The following is a 17453-nucleotide window of genomic DNA, read 5'->3' as shown; positions in this document are numbered from 1 at the left end:
ATCATTATCGCTTTTGCTACGCAGCTGGTGCAGTGCGGTGCGCCAGTCATGGCTGGGCCGTCAGCCAATGGTTAGCGGCGCGAACTGGAGTGCCTGCGTGCCTGCGTGTCTGCGTGCCTGCGTGCCTGCGTGTCTGCGTGCCTGCGTGCCTGCGTGCCTGCGTGTCTGCGTGTCCGCGTGTATGCGTGCCCGCGTGGCTGGGGCAGGCGTTCGTGCATGCCTGGGCGGATGTGGAGAAAATTCTGTTTTATTAAATACGAAGCCCGGCCGCCTCTGAGCGTGCTCAGATGCGGTCGGGCTGATTATAAGGGCGGCGGCGTATGCCTTCGCCTTGGGAGTGCCCTGGGCGGTGCCAGGGCAGCTCCATGTGGGAGCCAGGCGGGCCCGGCTCATGCTTTTCTGGTCTGTTTAGACGTTGTAGACGCCAAAGTGCTGCTTGGAGAAAGCAACACGGGCTTCTATTGACATGTTGGAGCGACGGTTGAGGGACTCAATCAGTCGCAGACGTGGCAGCAGACCTGCGTTGTTGGCAGTCTGAATGGCCATGCCCGGACGGGCATTGAGCTCAAGGAGCATTGGGCCACGGAACTTGTCGAGCACAATGTCAGTACCAATATAACCAAGGCCGGACATCTCATAGCATGAGGCGGCAAGGTGCAGCACCTCATCCCAGTGAGGGACCTGCAGCTGATAGAGGTCCTTGTTGGTGTCCGGGTGGAACTCAATGGTGTCATTGTGCTGTACGGCACGTACAGCGCGTCCGGTTCTGATGTCGATGCCCACGCCTACGGCTCCCTGGTGGAGGTTGGCCTTGCCGTCGGAGGCGGCTGTGGACAGACGCATCATGCACATTACAGGGAAGCCCTGGAATACGATGACACGGGTATCAGGAACACCCTCGTAGGAATAGCCCTCAAAGCAAGGATCAAAGTGAATGAGATCCTCGATAAGAGCAATGTCAGGCTTGCCACCAAGAGAGAACAGACCGGCCAGAATGTTGGACACATGACGGCGCAGATCGTGGATATTGATGGCCTGGCCTGAGGCCTTGATAAAGCTCTTGCCCTCACGGTTGATGATAACCAGAATGCCCTTGCCGCCTGAGCCCTGTGCAGGCTTGATGCAGAAAGACTTCTTGTCACCGAGAATGGAAAGAATATTCTGAGCCTCAACCTGATTGCTAACTGAGCCTACCAGATCAGGGACGTTGACCTTGTGCTCAAGAGCAATTCTCTTGGTCTTGAGCTTGTTGTCCACCAGAGGGTAGAGACGGCGCTTGTTATAACGGCCAATGTAATTGACATTGCGCTGGTTCATGCCCATGATGCCCAGGCGCATCAGCGCCATGGGACTGGTGTAACGGTTTAAAAAATCAGAAACAAAGGACATAGTCTACTCCCTGCCTCTGGCCTCGGAACTGTACTGGGTCTTGCTCTGAGCGTCTGCGGCATCAGCTGCAGCATCAGCAGCTGCCGGTGCGGCAGCCTGTGCAGCAGAGCTGTCGCTGCTGGAGGCTGTGCTCATGGCAATTTCGTTGTCAAAGGCGCGTGGGTTGGACTTTAATTCCTTGATCTCACGGCGCAGACGGATATGCTCAGGCTCCTTTTCGTCGCCGTTGAGGTTGCCGTCCATCTGAACTACCAGTGGTTTGAAGCGCTTGAGTTCGCTTAAGCGGAAGCCGGTGTAGTTACCCATCATCAGAACGATGGCCAGGATAACGAGCTGCAGACCAAGGAAGTTGAAGGTCAGGTGCTGAATAATAAGGCTGTCCATGGCAAGGAAGGCACATACGGCTACGAACAGAGAGCCGCCGCCCTGCTTTAATACTTCCTTATAACCGTCTTCTTCCCAGAGAATGGACATACGCTCAATGGTCCAGGAAAGAATAATCATAGGGAAGAAGGTTACCTTAATGCCCTCGGTAAGGCCGATCTTGTAGGTAAAGAGGGAAATGGCACCGATAATGCCGATAACCACGATAATAACGGCCGAGATACGTGCTACCAGAAGGAGGTTGAGGTGCGACAGCCAGGAGCGTACCACCAGACCGATACAGACGATGGATACAAAGCCAATCAGACCTACGACCAGAGAGGTCTGCAGGAAGGCCATGGCAATCAGCACAGGCATGAAGGTACCGGAGGTCTTGATACCAACCAGGGTACGCAGGAATACTACGATGAGCACGCCAATAGGCAGAATTAAAATGCCTTTGAACAGGGACTGCTCTTCAAGTGGCAGGGACTCAATGGAGAGATTGACCACATCATTGCCCTGAGCCTTTTCGGTCATGACCTTGAGCAGGCCAGCCTTGGCTACAGGTACTGAGCTTTTGATGATGGAGAAGGACAGACGGGCATTCTTACCACCCTGAACATCCATGAGGGAACCGCCATTGTTGTTCCAGATAAGCTGGTTCTCACGGATACCGCTGGCACCTGATACAGGGTCAAAGATCTCATAGTGAGTGCCCTGGAATACGGCAAGGCGCTGAATCAGGCCACGGTTACGACGGCCGTCTTCCAGATCAAGAACGTGCACAATACGGGCTGGAACCTGGGCATAGTGCAGGATGTTGATAATGAGCTCTGGACGGGTGAAGTGCTGGAGCAGCAGGGTGCGAATTTCTTCCTGACGGTCAATTTCGTTGATTACCTGAACGGTAAAGGAGAAAGGATCGGAAGAGCGCTCACGGGCCTTGGAGGCAATTTCACCTACGGCAGTGGCATAAGGCTCAGGAATAACCACTTCAGGAATTGACGGTACGATCATGGAGGAGTCGGCGGCATTGACGTCGCTTAAGAACTCACCACGATAGTACAGAGTCTGCAGACCTACAGGGTTACGCTTGGTCCACTCCACATAGGAGCTGTTCTGACGCTGGATATAGGTAGCGCCATAGCCAAGAGAGGCTGTCGTCTGGGATAACTGGAAAAAGCCTGGCTGAACGTCAGGGATAACCAGATCGACTGTAGCGGCACCGGTACCGGTAGGCTCAAACTCGACCTTGGCCTCGACCTGCCATACCGTACGCTGCTCGCCTGGCAGGAAAGGTACTTCAAAAGTAACATGCTGGTAAGCCATCAGAAGAATACCTGTTATAAACAGGATGGCAGTTACCACATAAAATACACCACGTGAAACCATCTCAAATATTTCCTGGTAGGTTCCTGTCAGCCTGACCCGCCATGGCAGCACCTCGATGCAGCCCCTGTCACAGCCAGGACGGCAAAGCCGCCCGCAACCGGACATTGCCGCAGTTCTGCACAGGTACAGGCCCGTGCAGCCCCGCAGCGGCATACATCTGAGATACCTGCCCCTTGAGGTCAGGCACGAAAAAAATTCTGTTTTCCACCACCACCACAAAAACGTCACACCAGGCCGCAGCAAGGCAGGCAGACTCTGCCTGACATGAGCTGTGGCCCATACGCTGCCTGTGGCTGCTGTGCAGCATGCTGCACAGCCGCCACAACAGGATCACTCCATGGAGCCGGCCATACAGGCTGGCCCATAAGTCAGCTGACTGGTGCCATGAGACAGTGCCCATGGCCATGTAACCTGCATGGATAAAAGAGCTCAGCGGTGCGTCCAGTACCAGATAATCACAGGCGCCAGAGCAGCTCTGTCAAAGTCTATGAGACTGCACCCGGGGCTGCGTCTTATGCTGCCATGGCACAGGTTGTGGTGGTGAAAGATAAATTATTTGGCTTCCTTGTCGGACTCTGCCTTATCATCCTTGCTGTCAGCCGTGGCAGACTTCTCGGACTTGTCTGTCTTTTCAGACTTTTCGGCCTTGTCCTTGCTGTCCTTGCCATCCTTATCGTCGGCCTTGCTCTTATCAGCCTTTTCGGAAGTGGCAGCCTTGTCATCCTTGGCGGACTTCTCGTCCTTGGCAGGCTTGTCAGCCTTCTCGTCCTTAGCTGGCTTTGTGGACTTCTCGTCCTTGGCAGCCTTTTCATCCTTGGCAGGCTTGGCAGCCTTTTCGTCCTTAGCTGGCTTTGTGGACTTCTCGTCCTTGGCAGCCTTTTCATCCTTGGCGGACTTCTCGTCCTTAGCTGGCTTGGCAGCCTTTTCATCCTTGGCAGCCTTGTCAGCCTTCTCGTCCTTAACAGGCTCAGTGATCTGGCCGGCAGCGCTCTTAGGGGTTGCCTTTACCGGGCCGGAGGCGGCCTTATCCTTGTCATCTGAAACGCTCTTATTGCGTACAGCTGGCAGGGCGTTTTCAGAGTTGGAACCGAGATTGGAGCCATACTCTCCTGATGGGCGGGCAATCTGACCTACAGCGGCAGCAGCTTCCTGCTTCTGCTTGTAGGCGGCATTTGGATCCTTGCCAGCCTTCATGGCCTTTTCATAATCCTCACGGGAGAGGATGAGGAAAGTATCCTTATTGCGGCCCTGGATGTGGTCACGGGCAACATCAACTACAGCGATATCCTGCATGAGGGTACGACCGATAAGCAGAGGGTACTGCAGACGGGTACGGTCAGAGAGGGTGAACTCTGAGGTGGTGGAGTAGTCACCTACCTTGACGTTCAGGGCAACAACAATACGCTCGGTAGTGGTGTGCTTGGATACCTGACGGATAGTTGAGGTACGTACATATGGAGCCTCAACCTGAATCTTGTGATCATTGGCTTCAACGGTGAAGCGGTACCAGCGCTTGCCGTTACGCTCAAACTCGGTAATGTCCTGAGCGGAGATTGAGGATACGGCGGCACCGGTATCGATACGGGCATCGAAAGTGGCATCAGCTTCCTTGACGTAGACGTACTCGTCCTCACCGAAGTACATCTTGCCATCAGGAGTCTGCAGGTCGTAATTGCGCAAAGGCTTTACCTCAGTCATTTCATTCTTGCTGGCCAGTACTCTGTTGTCATAAATGGAATCAACCAGAGACTGGTTCTGACGGCGCAGGGCCTTCATTTCGCTCAGCAGGGAACGACGGTAATCATCGGTTTCTTCACGCTGGGCATAGATTTCGGTCTTGAGAGCACCAAGGGTGGCGCGCTGACCGGAGAGCTCCTCGTTGATGCTCTGGATCTGACCCTTCATCTCGGTAAGACGAGCCGAGGTTGATGGCTCTTGATTGTCATCAGGAGCTGCATGGGCAGGACTGCCGGCAGCCATAAGGGCTACGGCTGTAATGAAGGCTGCTGGAAGCGCCTTGAGTTTAAGTTTGCTTTCCTTAAATTCGATCATGGTCAAAAGAACCTGTAACAATCAAAAATAACAACAAAAAATATCCGCAGCACCGGCCTGTGCAGCCAGGACGAGCGGGCACAGCTGGAGACTGCCTCTGTTGACCTTGCAGGACAATACCTTGCAAGGTCAGAGATGTCCGGGCAGGATGAAGCGGCCAGAAGCCTTATCTGCCAGCCCAGGACTGCTGGTGCTGCCTGCAAAAGTCCTCAGCATACATGCTCAGGGACTGATGCAGTTAATTCTTTTGCCCGCCTTGCTGTCATAGCAGCTGCCGGGCATTTAATGGTTTCCAGACACGATAAAGCGCCTCCGCCACTGGGGCCGGCAGGCACTGTCTGTTTGAAACTGGGGCTGCATCAGGTGCAGCAAAGTTCAGCCGGGATGCTGCAGCCGCAGCTGGTGCAGCAGGACTGGTCAAAGACTGCAGCTGCTCAGCCTGCTCAGGGGCCATCACGTGATGCCTGATGGCCAGATTTGAGCTGTGCTGTGCAGTGCAAAGCAGGGCTTTGTATGGGCGCCGGCTTACTGGAGTGAACCGAGGTCGGTATTGCCAGCTGTAAGTAAAAGCCTTGCGGCTTGGATTATTCGGAAACTGAATCAGATTGCAGGGTTATCAGGACATAAGCGGGAGGTATACATGGCATAAGCTGCAGGGCACAGGAATAATGGATGAGATACACTTTGATGGCAGTTAATCAGTACAGCACACAAAGACCTCATGAATTATGTCAGCTCAGCTGTCCCTGACATGACAGATCTCTGTGGCGGGCTTTACTTTCACCAGGTATCTCCAGTCGAGCCTGCACAGGCTGGCTGTGTAACGTGTGAGTAAGGACAGCAGGCAGCACCTTTAAAGCCTGATTAAGGACGTCCGTCACGCTGCACTTTGCGCATCCTGCCTTGTGTACACAGTAACGTTGAGCTCTGATCTGCGTCATTTGCATCAGGGCATCAGCGCCTGTAGTGGCAGGGCCTGATGTTATGGATAAGTGCAATTGCAGGCTTCAGTGTCTTTTGCAATCCTGCATCACTGTAGTCTGCAGTGCTGACTTGCATTCCTTAAATCTGAAAGTTATGGGCAGTACGAAAAGGTCTCATGTCGGTTAACGTGTAAGTCTTTGGCGACATCATTGTGTTAATCAGGGCTGGATATCTGCATAAGCTCATTGCAGTGAGCGCAGATAAAGCGGGCAGTTGATATATCCAGGTCGGAGCGGTCAGGGCAAACAGTCACATCGGGCTCGTATTTGCTCAAACCTGTGGTGTTAACAAGTGGGACTAAGAGTATCTCTTTTGCACAGCGCAGCTTTCAAAGATAAAGCTCAGGTACAGCACCTCATATTGACTTCTGAGGACAGGACCTCATCTGTAGATGTTAAGCATGTATAGGCCATTTCCCGGCCACATGGCCCGGATATGCAAACTGAGCATTATAAGTCAGAAATGCTCACTATCCTGAAAAAATGGCAAAAAAATCAGCCATATCTTCATAACTGCATGCTCAGTCCTGCATACAGGCATGAAGTCATGCGTCATGACAACAGGCCTGGTGCACAGCCGTGCTCCATGGAGCACTCTGAATACACCGGGGCCCTGAGACTCAGGCAATAACCTGGGATCAGAGATGATTTGAGCTCGTCACCATAACAGAACAATGGATGCTTCATCACCCTCAGGACTTACTGACCTTGCTTAAGGCCATACTGACCTGGCTCGAGGCCATACTAAGGGCATAGCCTGGACATACCATGCAAAGCACGGCAATGCAGGCTGACATTCGCTGGCTTTGCCACATTTGCGCCTCTGATCCTCTGAATGATAAAAACTCATGCATTGGGCTGAATATGAACAGCGCCGTAAGTACTTTGTTTCCTGAATAACTGGCAGGCTGCTTTGCAGCTGAGCGTCCTTTTACACCAGACTGAGTATTTTTCCTTCAGCCATCACTCTGTCCCATACAGTCACGCAGCCATGACAGTCAAGGCGGTTAAATGAGGTCTTATGCATCCTCCCTGAGCAGTCTGTTACTGCGGTTGCTGTCGCAGCATCAGGCATGTTACTGCGGTTTCCGTCGCAGCATCAGGTCTGTTACTGCGGTTGCTGTCGCAGCATCAGGCCTGTTACTGCGGTTGCTGTCGCAGCATCAGGCCTGTCTCTGACAGTAAGGACGAAGATTGGGTACAGCTGTATTGCTGAGCTGGCCTGAGCCAGGCCAGAACCAGTGATTATGTAAAGACAAATACCAGCGTCCATACCTTTGGCCATGTCCATACCATCATCCATGTGTGTGACACTGAGAAGATTTCAGTACCTTGAGGCTTTTACGGTACTTGAGGTATGCCAGTGCCATGCTGCCATGGCCTGAAAACACCATTGCAACAGCTATCACTGGCATGATGGCTGTTATGACGGTTGAGCCCGGCCGAAGCAGGGAGCGGCATGCGGCAGGGTCATGAGCAGCAGACTGACCTGCAGTGCTGACGGGCATGGGTGACCTGACAGTGTTGACCTGCCGGTGTTGTCCTGTACATACATACATACATACATTACGGCGTGATCCATATCACTTAAAAGTAGCGGAAAACATATAGCTAAACCTTAGGAAAAGACATCACTGTACAGCATTGGGGAAATCCGGGGCAAAATTTATCCTGCTGATGCATAGAACTATAACTATGCTATGGTCTGAAAATGTCTTAAAAAGTCCACAGGGAGGAAAGGCGACTTTATGAGCCTGCTAAGGCAGGCACAGTTGCATTTTTGTGTGCACGAAAAGTCATGTGGCTGCAATTTGGGGCATGTTCCATTGGGGCTTTTGTGATCTGGATCTTGCTTTTGTTAGACTGCAAATACTTTCTGTAAGGACATTAACAAGGCTGTTGAACATCGACTGCCTCTGGAAGGAAGTGTTGCGTCATTGTGCCGCTCTGGCCAATGGCGCGGCCTCTATTATGGTTTACCCTGAACGAAGACAGCCCGGCCGGCACCCTTGTAGCTGGCTCCATCGCTGCCGATTTGCCAGCGCAACTGGCTGCTGAGCCCAGGTATATAACCATATAAGGAACGACTGTTAGTGTTTTTACGCAATGCAAATGCTTTAAGTCTGTACCTGAAAATGAACCTCCATATGTCCAGGCTCCATTAGACGACCTTGTCAAAGATTGAGCAATGGGTATATTGCAAAGCCACATGCCAGACAGCCAGGATTAACAGTTGTCGATGGTAATTGGCAGGACAAGGCTGCATAATCCGGTATTCCATGCAGTGGCACTTACTGGATTGGCAGGATCAGGTATGGCGTCCCTAAGTAACAGGAACTTGCTCAAAAGGGCCAGCGGTATTAGTGGCCGTGACAGAGGCAAGCGCCAGTCTTAAAACAATACATCTGTTAACAGGATGGGGCTCAGCTGTGAGCTTTTTAGCCAGCCTGTTCTCATCAATGCTGCAGTGGGCAGGCTATAGCCCCTATGGAAATAAGATGTCTTTTCTCGATACTCTGGGCCAGATGGGAGTGTTATTCCTGCTGGTCATAATTGGCTTTGTCTGTCAGAAGCTCAAGCTGATGAATGACGAATTCAACCGTTCTCTTTCTGTTCTTATCATCAATGTCACAGCCCCATGCATTATTCTCTCATCGGTAATGGGAGATACACTGCCTGAGCGCTCTGAGATTCTGCCTGTACTGTTACTTGGTACGGCAACTCTGATTATCATGCTGATTTGTGGTATTGTGCTGGCAAAGCTGCTGCGCTCTGATATGGAGGGCATATACAGCTTCATGTTTGCCTTTGGCAACATCAACTTCATTGGCCTGCCAGTGGTACTCTCACTCTTTGGCAGCTATGCCATTTTCTATATTTCGGTACTGACCATACCGTTTAATCTGCTCATCTTTCTTCTCGGACAGATCTTAATCTCAAGCTGCAATCCAAACAGGGCTCAGCGTAAGGTCAGATTCAACTGGCGCATGATTCTTTCCCCGGCTCTTTGCTCTACGTACATTGTCATAGCACTTGTGTTCTTTCAGATTAAGACCCCAAAGATCATCGGCGAGGCCTTTCATCTGGTAGGATACATGACCATCCCTGCCTCACTGCTGGTCATAGGTTCGACCCTTGCCAATATCAAAGTACTTGAGATGTTCGGCAACTGGCGTATTTATGTGATGAGTGTGCTCAAACTTCTGGGTGTGCCTTGTCTGATTTTCGGGTTGTACTCCCAGTCTCCATTTGATCACCGCTATACCGATGTCCTTGTAATATTAAGCGCCATGCCTGTAGCCTCTTACGGCACCATGATCTGCCTCAAGGAGGGCATTGACCCAAAGGTTATGTCTCAGGGCACCTTTATGAGCACGCTGATGTCAGTATTCACCATCCCGCTGCTGGCCCTCATACTCTGACAGATCACCAGTAACTTACGGTTCACCTGGGCACTTACTGTTAACCAGGACACTTACTGCTCACCCTGACGAAGGACAGGGCATGACCAAGCTGCTTCTGCCAGTGCGATGTCGTTGGCCCAGCTGCCCAGACCGATTGGATACTATCCCAATTGCAGCATTACGCGCTGCCATGAGAGCCGTCTCTGACCATGATGTTTGAGATGGCTCTTTCTTTTGATAATTGCAGAGTTACTTTTGCCGTCCTGAGGTAAGTGATTGACAATGATGTACTGGTCTAAACTTACGTATGAAGATATTGTGTCTGTAAAAGTAATGCCATGCCATTGGTTCCAGAAAAAGTATGTCCAAATAGCAATGTTATGCGCAACATTCAGGTATGCGATAAATAAGACATTACATATAGATTTTTGTTGCAGTTCCCGTCAGTACCTGGTTTGAGGTTGGCAAGGGGCTTGCTAACGACTATTTATAAGAATGATCTGCCTGAAACTATGGATGAGACTGGCAGAAGGACTTAATGATTTTCAGGCCCGTCAGGGTCGATACTGTCCATTTGAGACGGAGAATATGTAATGGCCCTGTATGTAAATACGAACGTAAGCAGCATCAATGCTCAGCGCAAGCTCAGCAATGCCACCCTGAACCTGAATGTCTCCTACCAGCGCCTTTCCTCAGGTCTTCGCATCAACTCTGCCAAGGATGATGCCGCAGGCCTGCAGATCAGTGACCGACTGACCTCTCAGATTAACGGTCTCAATCAGGGTAACCGTAACACCAACGATGGTATCGCCCTTGCCCAGACCATCGAAGGAGCCCTGGACGAAACCACCAACATGCTCCAGCGTATCCGTGTGCTGGCAGTACAGTCCGCTAACGGCACCAACTCAGCTGCCGACCGTAAGGCTCTTCAGGAAGAAGTAACCCAGCTGTCTGAGGAAATCTCCCGTATCGCCAAGCAGACCACCTTTGCCGGTCAGACTATTCTCGAGGGTGCTGGACAGGGACTTATCCCAGCAAATGGCAAGCTCACTTTCCAGGTTGGCGCTAACGCCGGCAATACTCTCAACCTGAACTGGTCAGTAGGTTTCACATTAAGCGGCATTGCAGATCAGGCTGGTTTAAATAACGGCAAGCAAACTGATACAAATGCCAAATACGGTTTAATGAAAAATGGTAATAATGGTCCAATACGTTTTACCATTTCTACTGCATCGCGTGCTACACATGTGCTTGAGAACATCGACGCTCTCATACAGGCTGTAGATTCCAAGCGTGCCGGACTTGGTGCTTTACAAAACAGAATGGAGAGTACCATTCGTAATCAGGCTAACATCTCTGAAAACCAGTCTGATGCCCGCAGCAGAATTCGTGACACAGACTTCGCCTCTGAGACCGCAGCTCTGACCCAGAACAACATCATCCAGCAGGCATCCCAGAGTGTGCTGGCCCAGGCTAACCAGCGTCCAACTATCGCTCTGAGCCTGTTAGGCGGTTAACAGTTTTTCGAATTACTTTTCTCTATTATCATCGAGGCGGGTTTTCCCGCCTTTTTAACATCTAATAGTATTGAAAAATATCGATACTTGTTGACGTTTCGTACAGGTACAGGTTCCGCACTGCTGTTCACAGATGCTAAATCGTTCGTGATTTTGGCGGAGTGGTGGGATGGGGTGGGATGGGATGATGATAATGATAATGATAATGATAATGATGGGATCGTCATAAGAGAAAAGGCAGCCTCTCTTTGTTCTAAAAGGCTGCCTTTATATTTTGTTTTACAAAGTGTCACCGCCGGATATGGTCTTAGCTGCACCATTGCCTGATGTGATGCCGTCTGGATTTGCCTTTCCTGCTGACGGGACTGTTTGGCTGTAGACATGAAGTCAGTCTTGACCCGTCGGGTGCACAGACATGTACTGGCTGAGCCAGGGGCTGATGGGCCTGCTGAGCTCAGGTCAGACGGCCGGCTGGACTCAAGGCTGACGGGATGAGGTCTGGGACCGTGCACCTGAAGCTTTTGCTGCAGGTGCGGGGCGGCTGACCTGTGTGGCTGTCAGCTATTTGTGGCTTAAGTGTTGACTGTGGTCTTGTCCGGGGAGGCCAGGGCGGCGCCTATGGAGGCGGCGCTTGAGTGAGAGTACAGGGCGCGCAGTACCATTTCCAGGGTCTGGATGCGGCTGCGGGTCTGAGTCTCGGGCAGGTTGTAGCGCAGACAGTCAGGGCGCGGGATGCGGTACTCGTTGTGCTTTGATTTAACTACCAGGGAGACCATATAAGCCGGGTCGACCTTGTGGTGTTCAGAGAAAGTAATCAGAGCACCTGAGGCATCGCCGCCAATCTTGGTAATGCCCAGAATGGTGGCCATGCGTCTGAGACGCGAGATGCGCAGCAGGTTGACGGCCTCTGGTGGCAGATTGCCAAAGCGGTCAATAAGCTCAATTTTGAGATCATCAAAATCAAGATCGTTTTGACATGATGCCATGCGCTTGTACAGAGACAGACGGGTATTGACGTCTCTGATATAGCTCTCTGGGAGCAGAGCTGAGATATTGAGGTCAATATCGCACTCATTGAGGTTAAGCTCGCTAAGACTTGGCTCACGGCCCTCCTTAAGGGCGGTAACAGCAGCATTGAGCATGTCCATGTACAGGGAAAAGCCAATGGAAAGGATCTGACCTGACTGCTCCTCACCAAGAAGCTCACCGGCACCACGTATTTCAAGATCGTGAGAGGCCAGCACAAAACCTGCGCCCAGCTCGTCGATAGAGGCAATGGCCTCCAGGCGGCGCTTGGCGTCGGCTGCCAGATACTCTGTTGGCGGAGTAAAGAAGTAGGCATAAGCCTGGTGGTGGGAACGTCCTACACGTCCGCGAATCTGGTGCAGCTGTGCCAGACCGAGGCGGTCCGCACGGTTGATAATAATGGTATTGGCCGTAGGTACGTCAAGACCGTTTTCCACAATAGTGGAGCACAGCAGCACATTAAAGCGCTGATTGTAAAAGTCCTGCATTACCTTCTGCAGACGGCGTTCTTCCATCTGGCCATGAGCTATCTCAATCTGAGCCTCAGGCACCAGTTTGTTGAGCTCCTCAAGCTTGAGCTCAATGGTAGAAACATCATTGTGCAGATAGTAGACCTGACCACCGCGGCGCAGCTCACGCATAATGGCTTCACGGCACAGGGTATCAGAGCCCGGGCTGATAAATGTCTTTACTGCCAGACGGTGAGCCGGTGGGGTGGCAATAATGGAGAGCTCACGCATACCCTCCATGGCCATGTTCAGGGTACGTGGAATAGGGGTTGCGGTAAGGGTGAGCAGATCAACCTCAGCACGAAGGGCCTTAAGTCTTTCTTTCTGGCGGACACCAAAGCGGTGTTCCTCATCAATGATGAGCAGGCCCAGATCCTTAAACTGGACTCGCTGTGAGAGCAGGGTATGGGTGCCAATGACAATATCGAGGCTGCCTTCCTTGAGGGCATTAATAGTAGCCTGCTGCTGTTTGGCTGAGCGGAAGCGGCTTAAGGTATCTACAGTAATGGCTGTAGTGGCAAAGCGCTCCTTGAAGTTTTCATAGTGCTGTTCAGCCAGAATGGTAGTAGGGGCAAGTACAGCCACCTGCTTGCCATTCATGGCAGCGATGAAAGCGGCACGCAGAGCAACCTCGGTCTTGCCAAAGCCTACGTCACCACAAATAAGGCGGTCCATGGCTACAGGCTTCTTCATATCAGCAATAGTCTGCTCAATAGCCTGAATCTGGTCGTCTGTCTCCTCATAAGGGAATGAGGCGGTAAATTCCTCCAGAGCATGCTCATCGACCTTAAAGGCAAAGCCACGGCGCAGCTCACGCTGAGCATAAACATCGAGCAGCTCGGCGGCCACATCGCGTACACGCTGGGCAGCCTTGTTCTTCTTTTTGGCCCAGGCATCGGTACCAAGCCTGGACAGTTCAGGGTTTTCCTCACCTGAGTAGCGGGCGACCTTGTTAAGTGAGGTAATAGGAATGGAGAGCATGTCACCATTGCGGTATTCAATGGTCAGATACTCACCGGCAATACCGTTGATAACCTCAGTCTTAAGGCCACGGTAGCGTCCAATACCATGATCAATATGAACCACAATCTGACCCTCAGTAAGCTGGGACAGATTTTTGATAATGGTATCCTGGTCTATCTGTTCGGCACGGCGGTTACGACGGCGCTGACGAACTACCTTGAAGCCCAGCAGCTCAGTTTCGGTCAGGAAAGCAACCGGACGGAGATCAGAGCCGTCATGAGGTGCGCTTATGCGGGCCTTTTTCTCTGTGGTTATGGAGCTGTTATTGCTCTTGAGGGCTGCAAGGGCTGCAGCCTTGTCATAAAGCACGCCCTGATCAAATGGGGACACAGTAATCATCAGAGCGTCCGGCGACTCAAGGAATTCCTTGATATTTGAAGCTCCACGCATGCCAAATTCCTGAACAACGGATGCAGGAATAAGATCGCGAAGACTCTGACGACGGCCCTCGGAAATGGCTGAAATCAGTACACGGCCACCCTTTTTACCACAGAAGTCCTTTAAAAACGCAGCAAGACCGGCAGAGCTGTTGCGGTCTCTGTGATTCAAGGAAATCTCAGGCACACCGGCGCATGGGGCATTAAAGTTGTCTTTTGCCTTGCTGACAAATAAAGGCTTAATGATTTCCTTTGCGCTGTCAGTATCAGTCACTGCGCCGTCTGCTGCGGCTGTGTCGGCAGCTGGCTCCGTTACAGTTGCCTGAGCGGACAGCGCTTCCACGTCAGCAGCGGACGCTGACTGTTTGCCCTTGCCTTTTGCCGGGGCTTTGCGCTTTGATGTGCTGGCTGATACTGCGCTGTCAGCGTCTGCTGAGGCGGCGGCATAAGGAGCATCGGCTGCATCAGTTAAATCTGCGGCATATGGTGCATCGGCTGTATCAGTTAACTCGCCGGCATATGGTGTATCGGATGCATCGATTTGTGGGGCGGCCAGCTGCGCAGTATCAATGGCTGAAATGAGCCCGTCAGCGCTTTCATCGCTGGCTGGAGGGGCGCTTTTGGCCTTGCTGACTCTGGTCTTTGCCTTTGCCTTGTCCTTTGAGGTGGATTCAGTCTGAGCTTTGCTGTCATTGGCCGGTTCAGGAAGCCCCATCTCAGCACAGCTCAGGGCGGACTGCTTTAAGGTAATACGTGGCCTGTCTTTGAGATTTTCGTAAAGCTCTTCACGGCTGAGGAAAATGTCATAGACAGGAAGAACAGGGTGGTCGATATTACCTCTGAACATTTCGGCACGCTGGTGGAGATAGAGGTCGTACTCATGAAGGGCACGGTCAAAATCACCGGTCAGAATGAAATTGAAGCGGTCAGTGAGGTAGTCGAAAATGGTGGCTGTTCCACCAAAGAACAGAGGCAGATAGTATTCAATACCTGCAGGGATAGAGCCACGGGAAATGGCCTTGTACACAGTCTGTGAGCTGAAATGGGTATGAGAGAAAGCATCACGGTACTGAGAGCGGAAGTGAATCACGCCTTTTTCATCAAGAGGGAATTCGTTAGCCGGGAGAATACGAATTTCCTTTATTTTCTGACCATCAGTGCTGCGCTGACTGGAAATATCAAAGGTCTTAATGCTTTCGACTTCATTATCAAAAAAGTCGATGCGCAGAGGGCTGTCATAGCCCATAGGGAAGATATCAATATGATCGCTGTGATGAGCAAAGTCTCCATGGTGTAAGACCTGCTCAACTTTGTTATAGCCATTACTGATAATAGTCTCGCGTACCTCCAGCGGATCGCGCTCATCACCTCTGGCAATAATAAAGGAGTTGGAGCGGATGTACTCAACAGGGCAGAGACGCTGCATTACTGCATTGATAGAGGTAATGACTATACCTCCTCTGATTTCCGGGGCGCGGGCCAGAAACTCAATACGTGAGGAGATAATGTCCTGGTGAGGCGAGATCATGTCATATGGCAGGGTCTCATAGTCCCTGAAGTTCATGATGTTCTCATGAGGGCAAAGCCAGCGCAGCTCCTGGTCAAGACGGGCAGCTACAAGAGGATCAGAGCAGATCACCATAACAGGACGCGGGTCTGAAGCCTTAAGAGAGGCAATTTCCACAGCAAGAGCACAGCCCTCGAGATTACCAAGGACATGATCCCTGTTATCAAAGGAGCTCATGAGAAGTTGAGAGTTCACCATGTATATAACCTTGTTCTAAATAAATCTTTCCCTTTGCGCTCTCAGCAAAAGCGGCGGCTCTAAGTGCCCTGACGACTCTGAGGCTGCTCTGTATTTAAATTTGTATAACCGGGTCTCGACATGTTCGGGGCAAATGCCCGGCAGGCAGATATCCGGCTGAGTATAAGCTGCAACAGGTGCCTGTGAGCATGCCTTACTGTGTCAGTCGGTTCTGCATCGGTACATGCTGTGTCTGTCAGTGCTGTTTCACTACATGCTGCATCAGTTCGTGCCGGATCTTTCCGTGCTGTGTCAGCCATTGCTGCAACAGATGCTACTAAACATATTGTGCTGCAGTATGACGGCTGAAATATGCAGTATGACGGCTGCAAGCTGCAGGCTGCTCGTCAGCAACAGCAGACTGAGCTGCATACTGCACTTAAGCTGCTGGCGAGCAGTCAGCGTCATGCTGTACTTAAGCTGCTGGTGAGCAGTCAGCGTCATGCTGTACTTTGCTCTGGCTTTAACCAATGCAAACAGGGCCGCTGACATTGCTGCCCGGCCGGAATAGTTTAAGAGCCCAGATATCCCTGTACCTGAGCTTGATAAGGCGACACAGCCCGTATCATGGACATGTGTCTTACGTAATATTTCACAGCGTAGTAACAATACATGTAATGGGCATTATGCTCCACAGGCAAGTCATGCTGGCTGCGTGGATTTAATTAATCTTGCAGGCTCAAAGCCTGTGACGGAGCCACAGTCTCAGTATGGCCAGAGGCGGGGTAGTAACCACGAGGCTGATGGAACAGCACAGGGCAGAGCGCTACCTAAGTACTGAAACTATGCCAGGCAGGCTGTAAGCATTGCCATGTGGTCATACATTGCAGGTTTAGCCTGTTCGCATGCGACAGTCACTTTTGAGCAGGGGCTGCAACCATGGCATTAAAAAGTCCAGTCCTTGCATTGCCTGTCATTACATCGCATGTAATTTCATCGCATGTCATTACCGGTCTTTTGCCCGGTGCTCATAATGAATCGTACTGTTCCGGCCTTGATCCCTGAATAAGAATATTAGTACAGGCTGACAGTACGCCTCTGATTAAGCATCATTACTTTTGGACTTAATTATAGCGGCTGTTTGCATATAACGCACAGCGTACCGGGAGTGCACACATGGCTATGATTATCAGATGTTTTGCACGCTACGGTTTTCCGTCCCCGGCACTAAGCTGGCCTCCTTACCCTGGTACCTTACCTGAATACCTTACCTGAGTACCATGCTTGAGTCCCAGGCAATGGGAATAACAGCCAGAGCCTGCAGCGGTTCCTGATATAGGGGCAGGAAGGCAGGCAGGATGCAGTACTCTTGTTATTATGTCTTTAAGCTCAAAAAATCGAGCCCGTAAGCCCTTACGCAGGAGCAGTATGACCTGTGGCGGGGAATTGTTTTTTGCGCGGGCGCTGCCCGTATTTGCTCCTTTTTGGCAGCGCTTAAGTCCAGAAAGGGGCAATGAGCTTAATTTTTGAAGTGAGCTTATACAGCGCTAAGTATGTGCTGTTAAAATCAGCCCAAACAGCACTGAATCTGATTTATATCAGGAAAAAGCTGACAGATTACGTGAATTGAATATATCGCTGCGTGCCTGTCATATGGTGCATTAATGGCAT

Annotated in this window: 7 protein-coding genes; 2 read left to right on the top strand and 5 right to left on the bottom strand. The window is 51.4% G+C overall.

Features of this window, described 5'->3' with window-relative positions; genetic code table 11:
* Window positions 1–408: 408 nt before the first annotated feature.
* The 3 genes from MXE41_RS07205 to MXE41_RS07195 form a co-directional block, all read right to left on the bottom strand.
* Window positions 409–1389 carry an alpha-L-glutamate ligase-like protein gene (locus tag MXE41_RS07205; protein WP_246977436.1) on the bottom strand — a complete coding sequence of 327 codons (981 nt, stop codon included), beginning with the start codon at window positions 1387–1389 and terminating at the stop codon, window positions 409–411.
* Between the two features lie 3 nt (window positions 1390–1392).
* Window positions 1393–3084: an inactive transglutaminase family protein gene (locus MXE41_RS07200; RefSeq protein WP_247100017.1), complete on the bottom strand. Its 1692-nt coding sequence runs from the start codon at window positions 3082–3084 to the stop codon at window positions 1393–1395.
* Between the two features lie 615 nt (window positions 3085–3699).
* Window positions 3700–5199 (bottom strand): RimK/LysX family protein, encoded by a 1500-nt coding sequence (locus MXE41_RS07195; protein ID WP_247100016.1) that lies wholly within the window; start codon window positions 5197–5199, stop codon window positions 3700–3702.
* A gap of 3481 nt (window positions 5200–8680) precedes the next feature.
* Between MXE41_RS07195 and MXE41_RS07190 the strand changes: the two genes are divergently transcribed.
* Window positions 8681–9604 (top strand): AEC family transporter, encoded by a 924-nt coding sequence (locus MXE41_RS07190; RefSeq protein ID WP_247100015.1) that lies wholly within the window; start codon window positions 8681–8683, stop codon window positions 9602–9604.
* 575 nt (window positions 9605–10179) lie between these two features.
* The gene (locus MXE41_RS07185; RefSeq protein ID WP_247100014.1) at window positions 10180–11103 is read left to right on the top strand and encodes a flagellin; all 924 of its coding nucleotides are present in this window, start codon (window positions 10180–10182) and stop codon (window positions 11101–11103) included.
* Here MXE41_RS07185 and MXE41_RS07180 read toward each other — a convergent pair.
* Together MXE41_RS07180 and mfd are read right to left on the bottom strand one after the other, a co-directional pair.
* Window positions 11100–11486 carry a hypothetical protein gene (locus MXE41_RS07180; protein ID WP_247100013.1) on the bottom strand — a complete coding sequence of 129 codons (387 nt, stop codon included), beginning with the start codon at window positions 11484–11486 and terminating at the stop codon, window positions 11100–11102. The two genes, MXE41_RS07185 and MXE41_RS07180, sit on opposite strands and share 4 nt — an antisense overlap.
* Window positions 11487–11675: 189 nt before the next feature.
* Window positions 11676–15803, bottom strand: a complete 4128-nt coding sequence (mfd, locus tag MXE41_RS07175; RefSeq protein ID WP_247100012.1) for a transcription-repair coupling factor — start codon at window positions 15801–15803, stop codon at window positions 11676–11678.
* Window positions 15804–17453 lie beyond the last annotated feature (1650 nt).

Origin of the sequence: Anaerobiospirillum sp. NML120449 (assembly GCF_023051105.1) — a bacterium.
GTDB lineage: Bacteria > Pseudomonadota > Gammaproteobacteria > Enterobacterales > Succinivibrionaceae > Anaerobiospirillum.
Note: the sequence above shows the minus strand (reverse complement) of the source record. Positions and strands in the feature narration are given on the sequence as shown.